The 12,522-nt window shown below is 33.8% G+C and carries 25 protein-coding genes; all 25 read left to right on the forward strand.

The window, feature by feature from the left end; translation table 11 throughout:
* The first annotated feature begins 2 nt into the window (after positions 1-2).
* Genes rplD through ABWU69_RS03040 form a run of 25 tightly spaced genes read left to right on the forward strand, consistent with a single transcriptional unit; the run spans position 3 to position 12,515 of the window.
* On the forward strand, positions 3-617 hold the full coding sequence (gene rplD / locus ABWU69_RS02920) for a 50S ribosomal protein L4 (RefSeq protein WP_265035456.1): 615 nt from the start codon (positions 3-5) through the stop codon (positions 615-617).
* On the forward strand, positions 614-901 hold the full coding sequence (locus ABWU69_RS02925) for a 50S ribosomal protein L23 (protein ID WP_265025675.1): 288 nt from the start codon (positions 614-616) through the stop codon (positions 899-901). Before rplD ends, ABWU69_RS02925 begins: the two co-directional genes overlap by 4 nt.
* A 1-nt stretch (position 902) precedes the next feature.
* Complete coding sequence (gene rplB, locus ABWU69_RS02930) at positions 903-1,727, forward strand: 50S ribosomal protein L2 (protein ID WP_265035458.1); 825 nt, start codon at positions 903-905, stop codon at positions 1,725-1,727.
* 3 nt (positions 1,728-1,730) lie between these two features.
* On the forward strand, positions 1,731-2,015 hold the full coding sequence (gene rpsS / locus ABWU69_RS02935) for a 30S ribosomal protein S19 (protein ID WP_006279181.1): 285 nt from the start codon (positions 1,731-1,733) through the stop codon (positions 2,013-2,015).
* Positions 2,016-2,020: 5 nt separating this feature from the next.
* Positions 2,021-2,371, forward strand: coding sequence for a 50S ribosomal protein L22 (rplV, locus tag ABWU69_RS02940; protein ID WP_164224758.1), 351 nt, complete (start codon positions 2,021-2,023; stop codon positions 2,369-2,371).
* Between the two features lie 39 nt (positions 2,372-2,410).
* Positions 2,411-3,025: a 30S ribosomal protein S3 gene (gene rpsC / locus ABWU69_RS02945; protein WP_265025672.1), complete on the forward strand. Its 615-nt coding sequence runs from the start codon at positions 2,411-2,413 to the stop codon at positions 3,023-3,025.
* Between the two features lie 14 nt (positions 3,026-3,039).
* On the forward strand, positions 3,040-3,453 hold the full coding sequence (gene rplP, locus ABWU69_RS02950; protein WP_265035460.1) for a 50S ribosomal protein L16: 414 nt from the start codon (positions 3,040-3,042) through the stop codon (positions 3,451-3,453).
* An 11-nt stretch (positions 3,454-3,464) separates the two neighbouring features.
* Positions 3,465-3,668, forward strand: a complete 204-nt coding sequence (gene rpmC, locus ABWU69_RS02955; RefSeq protein ID WP_264329102.1) for a 50S ribosomal protein L29 — start codon at positions 3,465-3,467, stop codon at positions 3,666-3,668.
* Positions 3,661-3,897: a 30S ribosomal protein S17 gene (gene rpsQ / locus ABWU69_RS02960; RefSeq protein ID WP_265035462.1), complete on the forward strand. Its 237-nt coding sequence runs from the start codon at positions 3,661-3,663 to the stop codon at positions 3,895-3,897. Before rpmC ends, rpsQ begins: the two co-directional genes overlap by 8 nt.
* Before the next feature lie 13 nt (positions 3,898-3,910).
* Positions 3,911-4,270, forward strand: coding sequence for a 50S ribosomal protein L14 (rplN, locus tag ABWU69_RS02965; protein ID WP_006279348.1), 360 nt, complete (start codon positions 3,911-3,913; stop codon positions 4,268-4,270).
* Positions 4,270-4,587, forward strand: coding sequence for a 50S ribosomal protein L24 (rplX, locus tag ABWU69_RS02970; RefSeq protein ID WP_410541784.1), 318 nt, complete (start codon positions 4,270-4,272; stop codon positions 4,585-4,587). Before rplN ends, rplX begins: the two co-directional genes overlap by 1 nt.
* 6 nt (positions 4,588-4,593) lie before the next feature.
* Positions 4,594-5,127, forward strand: a complete 534-nt coding sequence (gene rplE / locus ABWU69_RS02975) for a 50S ribosomal protein L5 (RefSeq protein WP_010962750.1) — start codon at positions 4,594-4,596, stop codon at positions 5,125-5,127.
* A gap of 16 nt (positions 5,128-5,143) precedes the next feature.
* Entirely contained in the window at positions 5,144-5,452 is a 309-nt protein-coding gene (gene rpsN, locus ABWU69_RS02980; RefSeq protein ID WP_265025667.1) for a 30S ribosomal protein S14, read from the forward strand.
* A gap of 21 nt (positions 5,453-5,473) precedes the next feature.
* On the forward strand, positions 5,474-5,869 hold the full coding sequence (gene rpsH, locus ABWU69_RS02985; RefSeq protein WP_353285371.1) for a 30S ribosomal protein S8: 396 nt from the start codon (positions 5,474-5,476) through the stop codon (positions 5,867-5,869).
* A gap of 16 nt (positions 5,870-5,885) precedes the next feature.
* Positions 5,886-6,431 carry a 50S ribosomal protein L6 gene (gene rplF / locus ABWU69_RS02990; protein WP_265025664.1) on the forward strand — a complete coding sequence of 182 codons (546 nt, stop codon included), beginning with the start codon at positions 5,886-5,888 and terminating at the stop codon, positions 6,429-6,431.
* 5 nt (positions 6,432-6,436) lie between these two features.
* On the forward strand, positions 6,437-6,808 hold the full coding sequence (rplR, locus tag ABWU69_RS02995) for a 50S ribosomal protein L18 (RefSeq protein WP_265035463.1): 372 nt from the start codon (positions 6,437-6,439) through the stop codon (positions 6,806-6,808).
* Positions 6,809-6,820: 12 nt separating this feature from the next.
* Complete coding sequence (rpsE, locus tag ABWU69_RS03000) at positions 6,821-7,333, forward strand: 30S ribosomal protein S5 (RefSeq protein ID WP_265035464.1); 513 nt, start codon at positions 6,821-6,823, stop codon at positions 7,331-7,333.
* A gap of 3 nt (positions 7,334-7,336) precedes the next feature.
* Complete coding sequence (gene rplO, locus ABWU69_RS03005; RefSeq protein WP_265025661.1) at positions 7,337-7,807, forward strand: 50S ribosomal protein L15; 471 nt, start codon at positions 7,337-7,339, stop codon at positions 7,805-7,807.
* 3 nt (positions 7,808-7,810) lie between these two features.
* Entirely contained in the window at positions 7,811-9,139 is a 1,329-nt protein-coding gene (gene secY / locus ABWU69_RS03010; protein ID WP_265035465.1) for a preprotein translocase subunit SecY, read from the forward strand.
* Entirely contained in the window at positions 9,136-9,777 is a 642-nt protein-coding gene (locus ABWU69_RS03015; RefSeq protein ID WP_353285372.1) for an adenylate kinase family protein, read from the forward strand. Before secY ends, ABWU69_RS03015 begins: the two co-directional genes overlap by 4 nt.
* A 59-nt stretch (positions 9,778-9,836) precedes the next feature.
* Positions 9,837-10,205 (forward strand): 30S ribosomal protein S13, encoded by a 369-nt coding sequence (gene rpsM, locus ABWU69_RS03020; RefSeq protein ID WP_007550179.1) that lies wholly within the window; start codon positions 9,837-9,839, stop codon positions 10,203-10,205.
* A 24-nt stretch (positions 10,206-10,229) separates the two neighbouring features.
* Positions 10,230-10,616, forward strand: coding sequence for a 30S ribosomal protein S11 (gene rpsK, locus ABWU69_RS03025; RefSeq protein ID WP_265025658.1), 387 nt, complete (start codon positions 10,230-10,232; stop codon positions 10,614-10,616).
* 21 nt (positions 10,617-10,637) lie between these two features.
* A complete protein-coding gene (locus ABWU69_RS03030) occupies positions 10,638-11,705 on the forward strand; it encodes a DNA-directed RNA polymerase subunit alpha (RefSeq protein ID WP_265035466.1) in 1,068 nt (355 codons plus the stop codon).
* 7 nt (positions 11,706-11,712) lie between these two features.
* Positions 11,713-12,141 (forward strand): 50S ribosomal protein L17, encoded by a 429-nt coding sequence (gene rplQ / locus ABWU69_RS03035; RefSeq protein WP_007550873.1) that lies wholly within the window; start codon positions 11,713-11,715, stop codon positions 12,139-12,141.
* A gap of 23 nt (positions 12,142-12,164) precedes the next feature.
* Positions 12,165-12,515 carry a YraN family protein gene (locus ABWU69_RS03040; protein WP_265035468.1) on the forward strand — a complete coding sequence of 117 codons (351 nt, stop codon included), beginning with the start codon at positions 12,165-12,167 and terminating at the stop codon, positions 12,513-12,515.
* Positions 12,516-12,522 lie beyond the last annotated feature (7 nt).

Genomic DNA, 12,522 nt, shown 5'->3' on the forward strand with positions numbered 1-12,522 from the left:
TTATGGAATGTAATTTAGTTAATCTATCTAATAATAATGTAGGTACTGCTCAGCTCAATCCTTTGATATTTTCTGCTAAGCAAAAATTGAGTATTTTGCATGATATAGTGAGATGGCAATTAGCGAAGAGAAGAGCTGGTACTCATAAAACAAAAGGTATCAGTGATGTCTCTGGTACAACAGCTAAACCTTATGGTCAAAAACGTACCGGTAGGGCAAGACAAGGGAGCTTGCGATCTCCTCAATTTAGAGGTGGTGGGATTATTTTCGGCCCTGTTGTGAGGAGTCATAGTTATTCTCTTAATAAGAAGGTACGCAAATTTGGTTTAAAAATTGCTTTATCTCTAAAGTATTTAAATAATCAAGTGATTATTCTGGATAATTTAAATATTGATGTGAAGAAAACGTCTGAAATGTGTAAATGTATTAAAAATTTTAAATTTTCTTCCTTTTTGATAGTTGGTGATTATGGAGATGATTTGTTGCGTGCTGTTAGAAACTTGCATTATGTAGACTTAATCAAACCTATTGGGTTAAATGTCTTTGATATATTGAATCACGAATGCGTGATGTTGACAAAGGATACTTTAAAGCATCTTGAAGGTAGATTGTTATGATCAAATATAATGATATAATAAAATCTCCTATAATTACAGAAAAGGCCTCTTTTTTGAGGGAGAAGTTTAATAAATATTCTTTGTATGTTTTTGTAAATGTAAATAAGCGTCAAATAAAGTTGGCAATAGAGTCTCTATTTGATGTTAAAATTTCTTCTATAAATGTTGTTAGAATTAAGCCTAAATATAGGCGTTTCAGGGGTGTGATTGGTTGTGAAAAACAGAAAAAGAAAGTTTATTTTTCTTTGATAGATGGTCAAAAATTAGATATAATGAGCGTTTAATATGGGTATGAAATTTTTTAATCCTGTTACTCCGTCTTCTCGTGGGACTGTGTTAGTAAGTAAAGTTGGTTTATCAAAAGATGAGCCAGAAAAGTCTCTTACATCCGGTAAAAAGTCCAGTGGTGGAAGAAATAATTATGGTAGAATTACAACTCGTCATAGGGGTGGTGGTCACAAAAAGAAGTATAGAGTTATAGATTTTAAGCGTAATAGAAGTGGTCAGGGTATAGTTGAAAAAATAGAGTATGATCCAAATAGAAGTGGGTTTTTAGCGTTAATATCATATAAGGAAGATGATATTAAGTCTTATATATTAGCTCCTCAAGGTATGAAGCCTGGTGATGTTGTTACAGCTGGAAATGATGCTGATATTTTACCAGGGAATTGTTTGCTACTCAAGTATATACCTGTTGGTTCTTTCGTTCATAATGTTGAGCTGAAACCAGGTAATGGTGCTGCGATTGCTAGAGCTGCTGGTTGTTATGCGCAAATCGTTGGTCGTGATGGCCAATATGTTTTATTACGACTCAGGTCTGGTCAAATTAGGTTGATTTTATCTTCTTGCAAGGCTACTATTGGTGTAGTATCTAACCCTGACCATAAGAATAGAAAGCTGGGTAAAGCTGGAAGAAGTAGGTGGCTTGGAATTAGACCTACTGTGCGTGGGGTTGCGATGAATCCGGTTGACCATCCTCATGGAGGTGGGGAAGGAAAAACCTCTGGTGGTCGTCATCCTGTTACTCCTTGGGGTGTTGCAACAAAAGGAAAGAAAACTCGGAGGAAAAATAAATCTAGTGATAAGTATATAAAACAATTGAAAGGTTAGTTTATGAGTAGATCTGCGTGGAAGCCTCCTTTTTGTCATCCTTCTATATTAAAGTCGGTGAATAATGCTTTAAACAAGGGGTTTGTTAACATGGCTATAAAAGTTCATTCCAGGGCTTCTGTAATTCTTCCTAATTGTTTAGGTTTAAAGTTTGCTGTTTATAATGGTAAGGATTACATTCCTGTTAATGTTAATGATCAGAATATGATAGGTCATAAATTTGGTGAATTTTCGCCCACTCGTAAATTTACTGGGCATAGTGGTGATAAAAAGGCGACAAGAAGGTAATTGATATGAAAAACAGAGATGTAATAGTTAAAGCTGGTTCTAGGGTTTTAAAATCAACTCCTCGTAAATTGAATTTGGTTGCTGGTTTAGTACGTAATAAAAAAGTTTCTTTTGCCACTGTGCAATTAAGATTTTGTGAAAAGAAAGCTGCGGGTCTTATAAGGAAGGTATTAAATTCTGCGATTGCTAATGCTCAATATAATTATGGATTGGATATCGATAATTTATATATAAAAGAAATTTTAATAGGTAAGTCTCTTACTTTGCGTAGGGTATGTCCAAAAGCTATGGGTAGAGCTAATAGAGTTAGTAAACGTTATAGTAATATAACTGTAAAATTGGGGGAAATTATATGATTCATAAAAATAGAAAATTAATAAGGAAAGTGCAAAAGTATGGGAAACGTTAATCCTAAAGGATTTAGGTTAAAAATAATTAATACTTGGTCATCTATTTGGTATGCTGAGAAGGGTTATAAACAAGGGTTGCATCAAGATTTATCTATTCGCAGTTATATAAATGAATCTTTTAAGCATGCTGGTGTTTCTAAAGTAATTATAGAGCGTACGATCGATTTGGTGTCTGTAATAATACATTCTTCTAGACCTGGAGTGATAATAGGTAAGAAAGGCTCAGATATTGAGAAGATAAAGCAAAAAATAGCTGAAAAAGTAAAAAATAATGTAGAAGTGAATGTAGTAGGGGTTAAAAGGTCTGAAATAGATGCAGTTTTAATATCAAGCAGCATTGCACAACAGTTAGAAAAAAGGGTTTCATTTAGAAGAGCGATGAAAAAAGCTATTCAAAGTTGTTTGAGGATGGGTGCTAGAGGTATTAAAGTAAGTTGTTCTGGGCGCCTTGGCGGAGCTGAGATAGCTCGTACTGAATGGTATAAAGAAGGTCGTTTGCCTTTGCATACTTTACGTGCTAATATAGATTATGCTTTTTGTGAAGCAAAAACTATATATGGCATCATAGGAGTTAAGGTCTGGGTTTATATTGGTAACTAATTAGGTATATTGAAATGTTTGTTCCCAAAAAAAGTAAATATAAAAAAGTATTTAAAGGACGAATTAAGGGTAACACGAAAGGTGGTAGTACGCTATCTTTTGGAGATTATGGTCTAAAGGCTATGGAAGCTGGTAGGGTTCAGTCTAAGCATATTGAAACTGCAAGGCGTGTAATATCTAGAACATTAAAACGCTCTGGTAAAGTGTGGATAAGAATTTTTCCTGATACCCCTGTTAGTAAAAAGCCGGCAGATGTGCGTATGGGTAAAGGGAAAGGTAGTGTTGAATTTTGGGTATTTAAAGCTAAGCCCGGTAGAATGTTGTTTGAAATTAGCAGTGATGTTCCCATGCATTTAGCAAAATTGGCGCTTGAAAAGGCAACCGCTAAGCTTCCTATGAAGTGTAAATTTGTATCTAATCATAATTAAATGGAGTTGCAATGGATATAGCTGACATTAGGTCAAAATCCTCACAAGAATTGCATGAAATTCTTGTAAATTTGAGAAAAGAGTTTGTTAATTTGGTTTTTCAAAAAAAGTTAGGCCAGTGCAACAATATTTCGCGTTTTGGTTTGATAAAAAAGAGCATAGCTCGTATTCTAACTGCATTAAATGAAAGAAAAGGAGAGGAAAAGAATGCCTAAGAAGGTTTTTTGTGGTACTGTAATTAAGACTAAATGTGATAAAACTGTAAAGGTTTCGGTATTACAAGTGTATAAGGATGAGCTGTATAAAAAGGTTATAAAAAAATACAAGAAGTATACAGCACATGATGAGAATAATAGTTGTAAAGAAGGGGACAAGGTTTTAATACAAGAACACAAGCCTATTTCTATTACTAAAAAATGGGTTGTTGTTAATAGCTCACATTGAATAGGATATTTATATGATTCAAAAAAATACATTGTTGGAAGTAGCTGATAATTCTGGTGCGCGTGCAGTGCTTTGTATTGGTTTATTGGGTGGTAGAAAGTCTGCATCTATAGGTGACACAGTTATTGTATCTACTAAATCTATTACTCCAAGAGGGAAGGTTGAGAAGGGAAAAGTATATAGAGCAGTTGTGGTGAGGGTGAAAAGCCCTATTAGAAAATCTGATGGTTCTGTAATTCGTTTTTCTAGCAATGCTGTAGTTTTGATTAACGATCAAGGTGAACCACTTGGCACTCGGGTATTTGGTCCGGTAAAAAAGTTATCATCTGGTTCTTTTATGAAGATAATGTCATTAGCTGTTGAGGTTTTATAATGAGTGCTAAAATAAAAAGTGGTGACGACGTTATAGTTTTAACTGGTAGAGATAAGGGAAAAATTGGTAAAGTGATTAAAGTTGTGGCATGTGATGCTAAAAGAAAGGTAATTGTTTCTGGGGTAAATGTACATAAGAGACACACTAAACCAAAAGCTGGTAGTAGTGGTGGTATATTAAATAAAGAGTCAGCTATTGATATATCCAACGTTGCAACATTGGACCCTAAATATAAAACTCCAACTAGAGTGGGGTTTAAGGTTATAGACGGTAGAAAAGTGCGTTTTGCAAAAGTTTCTGGAGAAGTGATAGATTAGGTTGATATGTTTAAAGAATTGTATAAAGATAGCATAGTAAAGTCCTTAAAGGATAAGTTTAATTACGGCAATATAATGCAAGTGCCTAAACTTGTCAAGGTGTGTATCAATATGGGCGTTGGAGATGCTGCTACAGATAGTAAAGCAATAAATGAACCACTTGATAGCCTATATTTGATTGCTGGGCAGAAGCCTTTATCAACTTTTGCAAAAAAATCTATTTCTGGCTTCAAGATCAGAAAAGGTGCTACAGTAGGTTGCAAAGTAACTTTGCGTAGAGATAAAATGTATGAGTTTTTAGAAAGATTGATATATATTGCTTTGCCAAGGGAAAAAGATTTTAGAGGATTTAGTGTGAAGCAATTTGACGGTAATGGTAATTTTTCCTTTGGTATAAAGGAACATATCTCGTTTTTAGAAATAGACTATGATAAAATAAGTAAAATTAGAGGTATGGATATTAATATTATAACAAGTGCAGTTAGTGATAAGGAAGCAAAGGAATTATTACTGGCTCTTAAATTTCCTTTTTTTGATTAATTGAGAGGAGAAATATATGGCAAAAAAATCTATGATAGAAAGAAATCTTCGCAGAATAAAGCTGTGCGATCAATATAAAGAAAAAAGAGAAAAATTGAAATCTATAATAAATGATAAGAATTTGTCTATTGTAGAAAGGTTTACAGCTCAAAATAAATTAATTAAAAAATTGCCTAGAAATTCTTCTAAAACCAAAATTAGAAATAGGTGTGCTTTAACTGGGAGACCAAGAGGAGTATATAGAAAATTTGGTTTATGTAGAATTGTTTTGCGTGATTTATGTTCTTTTGGGCAAGTTCCAGGAGTTACAAAGTCTAGTTGGTGAATATAATATAAGGAGTATATTGTGGCGTTATCTGATAGTATTGGTGATTTTTTAACAAGGATACGTAATGCTCAATTAGCAATGCATAGAACAACAAGAGTGTTGTTTTCTAAAGTGAATTCTTCTATACTGAAGATTTTAAAAGATGAAGGGTATATCCTTGATTATGAAAAGCAAGTTGTAGATAATTTACCTTCTTTCATTGTAAAATTGAAGTATTATGAGAAGTCACCTGTAATTAGTGACATAGTTAGGGTGTCAAAGCCTGGTTGTCGTCGTTATTCTAAGTATAAGGACATTTCTAAAGCATATAATGGTCTTGGTGTTTTTATTATATCGACACCCAAAGGAGTGATGACTGATTATAATGCACATAAGTTAAAGGTTGGTGGAGAAGTTTTGTGTCGTGTGTTTTAAATAATAGGAGAAATTCATGTCTCGTATAGGTGCTGCTCCTATCAATATTCCTGCTGGTGTTTCAGTTGAATATAATAATGGTAGTGTGTTAATAAAGAGCGCTAAGGCTGAAAAAGAAGTTAGCTTAATCAGTGATGTTGTGTGCCGGATTGTTGATAATCAGCTATTGCTTTCTGTTGATCAAGATAAAGATGATTATGATGAAATAAAGCCTATGTGGGGCACTTATAGGAGTAATATTAATAATATCATTAACGGCATGATTGATGGTTTTTCTGTTAATCTTGAGATTAACGGTGTTGGATATAAGGCAGAGTGTGATGGTAAGTATTTGACTTTGTATCTTGGTTATAGCCATAATGTTAAATATAAAGTGCCTAAAGATGTTGAGATTAAGTGTATAAAGCCAACTCACTTAGTAGTTAGTGGTATGGATAAGCAGAAGGTCTATATGGTGGCGTCTGATATATGCAAAATTAGAAAATATGATCCTTATAAAGGTAAGGGTGTTGTAATAAAGGGTAAATTTATGTTGCGTAAAGTTGTAAGTAAAAAGAAGTAATTAAGATGAGAAGGTTATATAATTTTTTAAGTAATGCTGAAAAAAGGAAGTTGCGTAATAGAGCGAAGCTTGACAAGAGCGCTGAACGTTTGCGTATATCCATATTTAAATCTAATAGGCATTTTTATGTCCAGTTAATTAATGATGTAAAAGGAGTAACTCTCACTTCAGCTTCTACTTTGGATGCTAAAATTAAGGATGTATGTAAAGGGAAAGTCAACGCTGAAACTATAAAACAGGTTTCTTCTTTAATGATTGAGCGCTTATCTGGTCTGAAATTAGAACAAGAGCTAGTGTTTGATCGTGGAGCGTATAAATATACAGGATTAGTTTCTCAATTTGCTGAGGCTTTAAGAAGTTCTGGATTTGAATTTTAGAAGGGTTTGAATATGGCTATAAAGAATTTACAAAATAATAATGATTTATCAGAGCTTTTAGTTTCGGTACGAAGAGTAACAACGGTTACCAAAGGTGGTAGAAGATTTTCATTTTCAATTTTGGTTGTTGTTGGCGATGAGAAGGGTAGGGTAGGATGTGGAATAGGTAAGCACGCAGAAGTTGCTGAAGCAAGAGTCAAAGCTGTAAATGCTGCAAAGAAATCGATGATTAGAGTGTACTTGCGTGAAGGTAGAACTTTGCATCATGATATTAAAGCTAAATTTTGTTCTGGTGAGATAGTTTTAAGAACCGCAAGAGCCGGAACAGGTATTATTGCTGGTGGAGCGGTTAGGTCAGTTTTTGAGGTGTTAGGTATAAAGGATGTGGTAGCTAAATCTACTAGATCAAATAATCCTCATAACGTTATATGTGCGGTGTTTAAGGCTTTTGATAGTATGTTGTCTCCTCGTCAGGTGGCAAGCAAAAGAGGCAAAAAGATTAGCGAGATAGTTGGAAACAGGTAAAGTATGAATAATGCTGTAAAATTAAACTCTATATTTACTAAATTATCTAAGAAAAAGAAGCCTAAGTTGCTGGGTAGAGGTATCGGTTGTGGTAAAGGTAAAACATCCGGTAGAGGGCATAAAGGGCAAAAGGCTAGAAGTGGAGTTTCCATAAATGGTTTTGAGGGTGGACAACAGTCTATATATACTCGTTTGCCTAAAAGAGGTTTTAAGCCTATACGTAGGAACATATACTCTATAATTAATGTTGGCGATATACAGCGCTTAATGGAAGCTAAAAAAATAGTGAAAGACTCTGTTATAGATAAGGAGAGGCTGTATAAATTAGGTTTTATAAAGTCTATTAAGAATAAAATTAAACTTCTTAATAAAGGTAAGTTGAGCGAAAAATTTGTGTTTCATGTTGATTTTGCGTCAGAAGCTGCAAAAAAATCTGTAGCTTCAGTTGGTGGTAGTGTGGAAATACTATCGTAAATCATGGGCAATAAATCCGCATTTAATAGCTTGGATCCTACGTTGTTATATAAAGGCGATTTATTAAAACGTATATTTTTTACGCTAATAGCTTTAATTTGCTATCGCTTGGGTACTTATGTGCCTATCCCTGGAATTAATCTTGATGTAATTAATGATATATTTCCCAAAGAGGGCTCAGGCGTTTTTGGAGTATTTAATTTATTTTCTGGTGGTGCATTGGCTAGAATGACAATTCTAGCATTGAACGTTATGCCATATATAATGGCTTCTATCATTATTCAGTTGCTTTCTTCTGCGATTAAAGGAATGAAGGAAGTTAAGAATGATGGAGAGTCAGGCCGTAGAAAGATGAATTCTTATATACGCTACCTGACCATAGTAATTTGTGTATTTCAATCAATTCCAATTTTGGTTGGATTGGAAGGGATGAATAGGGAAGGGGTATTGGTTGTAATCGAACCTGGTGTTATGTTTCGTACAATAGGTGTTTTTAGCCTTTTAGGTGGAACTATGCTTTTAATATGGCTTGGTGAACGAATCAGCGCTAGCGGTATAGGCAATGGTATCTCATTAATCATTTTCACGGGCATAATATCAGAGTTACACAGCGCTTTGTCATCTTTGTTAACGTTAAATAAAAACGGTAGCGTATCGTTATTTATTATCCTTTTTGTTTTGATATTGTTTTTTTTACTGCTACTCTTAGTCATTTTTGTAGAGTCTTCTTATAGAAAGGTTATTGTTCAACATCCTAAAAAGCAATTTAAAAGATTACATAATGACGATTTTACTTATATTCCATTGAAGATTAATTTATCTGGTGTAGTACCAACCATTTTTGCTAATGCAATTTTATTGACACCTATTTCAATTGCAAATTTCTATAAGGGGCACGCTTTTTCCGATTTTATTTTGAATTACTTTATGGCAAATAAAGTAGTATATATTGTAGCCTATTTGGTGCTGATAGTATTTTTTAATTTTTTCTATACCAATTTTATATTTAATCCAGAGGAAAACGCAGATTTTCTTAAAAAAAATGGTGGTTTTATACCTGGTAGAAGGCCTGGGAAACATACTTCTGATTACCTTCAAGATATAGTTTTTAAGTTGACATTCATTGGCTCTGCGTATTTGGTAGTTATATGTACCGTACCTGAAGTTATGAGATATTATTATGATATACCATTTATTTTTGGTGGAACGAGCTTGCTGATTATAGTGAACGTTATTACTGATACTATTGTGCAAATACAATCTTATATTTTTTCGAATAGGTACGACAGCTGGATAAAGAAATATGAGTCTAAAACGAGGAAAGTAAGATGATCATTACGATTTTTGGTCCTCCAGGTTCTGGTAAAGGTACTCAGTCAAGCTTGTTAATAGCAAAATATAATTTAAAATTAATTTCAGTAGGGGATTTATTAAGGAATATTATATCTAGCAGTAGTGAGTTAGGTGAAAAAATAAAGGGTACCGTAGAATCTGGTAATTTAATTCAAGATGAAATTATATGTGGATTATTGCGTGACCAGCTTGCATCAATGGATGGTAATTGCTTGTTAGACGGGTTTCCGAGAAATTTAAACCAAGCTCATTTCTTGACTCAAATTTTGCAGGAGAAATATAGTACAGATGTTGATATTGTAATTGAGCTGCAGCTTGACGATAATATTGCAATCGATAGATTAAAAAATCGTCTTGCGTGTTTGGACTGTAAAAGTATATATAGTATATCTTCTTTTAAGAGTACTACTTGTGCTAAGTGTAAAAGTACGAAGTTAGAGAAAAGAATTGATGATGCTGATATGTCTGCAATTAATAAGAGAATAAGTGAATATCACCTTCAAATGAAAGGTTTACGCGAGTATTATAAAGGCAAATTATTAACAATTGACGCTAATTTGAGTGTTGATGAGGTAACGCAAGAGATTGAACGTAAAATTTCTTGTAATTTGGTTTGACTCTGAGTTGTTTTATGGTATAAATTAAGAGTTGTTATTAATAAAGTATCGAGGTACCAGTGGCACGTATTGCAGGCATAAATATTCCAGTGAGGAAATGTGTTCCTTTTGCATTAACTTATATATATGGTATAGGTATTGCTACTGCGAATGTAATTTGTCACGCTTGCGAAGTTGATAAGCGCAAACGTGTTTCAGAATTACGAGATGAAGATATAGAAAAGATCAGCAGTTTCATTAGACAAAATTATGTTATAGAAGGTGAGCTCAGAAAAGAAGTGGCTATGAACATAAAATCTTTAGTGGAAATGGGATGCTATAGAGGAGTGAGACATAGAAAAGGTTTACCTGTGAGAGGGCAAAGGACTCATACTAATGCTAAGACTCGTAAAGGTAGATCTCGGTTGCCTATTGCTGGGAAAAAATAAAATTTATTATTATTGTGAGTTTTAATGAAAAAAGTCAAAACGGTTGGTAAGAGTACAAAAGAGTTTATTACTGGTGTTGTTCATATTCGTGCAACTTTTAATAATACTTTTGTAAATGTAACTGATGTTCATGGTAATACGCTATGTCAAACTTCTGTGGGTGCATGTGGTTTTTCAGGTTCGAGAAAATCCACACCTTATGCTGCAGGTAAGGCTGCGGAGGCTGCTGCGAAGAAGGCAATGGAGAGATTTGGTATGAAGGTTGTCTCTGTAATAATTCGTGGTCCTGGCTTTGGTACCGAAGCTGCGGTTAAAGCACTTCAGAGCTGTGGGTTGACTGTGACTTCAATTGCAGATAAAACCGCAATTCCTCATAATGGGTGCAGGTTAAGAAAAAAAAGAAGAGTATAGGATATTTGAAAAGGTTGTTTTATGTATTATAATAATGATGTTTCTCTCTGTAGCAATTTAGATAAATTGATTAAACCTAGTTCAGTTAAGGTAATATCAGATGATTCCAGTGAAAAAAGTGATATAGTGCTAGAACCGTTGGAAAGTGGTTTTGCTTTAACATTAGGTAATGCATTAAGACGTGTAATGTTATCTTCTCTTAAAGGTAGTGCTGTTTATGGAATAAAAATTGAAGGTGTAACTCATGAGTTTACTTCAGTTCAAGGGGTGAGAGAAGACGTAACTGATATAGTATTAAATATGGGCATGTTGAGGTGTAAATTAAATGGTGCTTCTAATAAATGCTTAAATTTAAACGCTAAAGGGCCTTGCCAGGTATTAGCTGGGATGATAGAAACTGATGATCAATGCTCTATTGTTAATAAAGATTTATTAATATGTACGCTGGGGCAAAATGTAGAGCTTAACATGACCATATATGTGGCTAGCGGAAAAGGTTATCTTCCTGTAATTAAGTATAAAGAAAATGAACTTTTGAAGCTTATGAGTGAACAGGATTTAATTGGCTTTATTCCAGTTAATGCTTTGTATAGCCCTGTCAACAGGGTTTCGTACAGGGTAGAGAACAGTCGTGTTGGCCAAGTGACTGATAAGGATAAGCTGATATTGTCAATTGAAACTGATGGTACAATCTCTCCGAGTCAAGCTGTTGACTCTGCTGCAAGAATATTGCAGGAGCAACTTCAGCCCTTTATTAGTTCTGATGTAAGTTATAAAAAATCGCAGGTTTCTTCGTCTAGTGGTGCTAAAGATTTGGGTTATGACCCTGTCTTATTGCGTAAGGTAGATGAAATGGAATTATCTGTCAGATCTCATAACTGTCTGAAAAACGAAAATATCACTTATATAGGTGATCTTGTGCAAAAGACAGAAGGTGAAATGTTAAGAACTGCTAATTTTGGCAGAAAGTCTTTGAATGAGATTAAGGCAGTTTTGGCTAATTTTGGCTTGTCTTTGGGTATGAATGTGCTAAATTGGCCGCCTAAGGATATAGATGAGTTGGCTAAACAACATACTGATGAAGATTAGGTGATATATGAAACATGGAATAAAAAAACGTAAACTATCTCGTTGCACTGAACATAGATTATCGACGTTAAAGAATCTATCTATCTCATTAATTAACCATGAGCAGATTGTAACTACTTTACCAAAAGCTAAGGAACTTCGTCCATATGTCGAAAAGTTTATTACAATTGCTAAGAATAAGAATACTTTACATGGTAGAAGACTTTTGCTTTCACGCCTTCATAATAGTAAGTTAGCAGTTGATAAGTTATTAAACGTCTTAGCCAGCCGTTATCAAGATCGTAAAGGTGGGTATTCTAGAATAATAAAATTTAGCACTCGAAAGGGTGATTGCGCTTCAATGGCAGTGATAGAACTGGTTGATAGGGATATTGCAGCAAGAGGTAAGGTTTATAGTAAAAATAAAGAAGGAGGCAAAGTAGTTACACAAAGTTAATTGTTATCATAATTGTTCTTCTTATGGTAAGTAGGTTACGCTACTTTGTAGGTTACTTTGGCGAGTTATTAGTTTTAGTATATTTAAAACTGAAATGGTATAATGTTATAAAACGCCGTTACCGTTGTAAGTTCGGTGAAATTGACTTAATTGTATCTAAAAAAAAGGAGCTGATTTTTATAGAAGTTAAAACAAGTTTACTTGGAAAAGAAATACCGATATCTCATCTTCAATGTCATTCTATTATAAATTCTTCTAAGTATTTCTTAAGTAAAAACCTTAGTTTTTTAGATTATTCAGTCAGATATGATTTATATTTTCTTTCCTTAAAGAGAAGACCTGTTTATATAAAAAATGCTTGGATTGAAGAATGAAAGATTT

The sequence above is a fragment of the Wolbachia endosymbiont (group A) of Beris morrisii genome, assembly GCF_964028185.1.
In the GTDB taxonomy this organism is placed as follows: Bacteria; Pseudomonadota; Alphaproteobacteria; order Rickettsiales; family Anaplasmataceae; genus Wolbachia.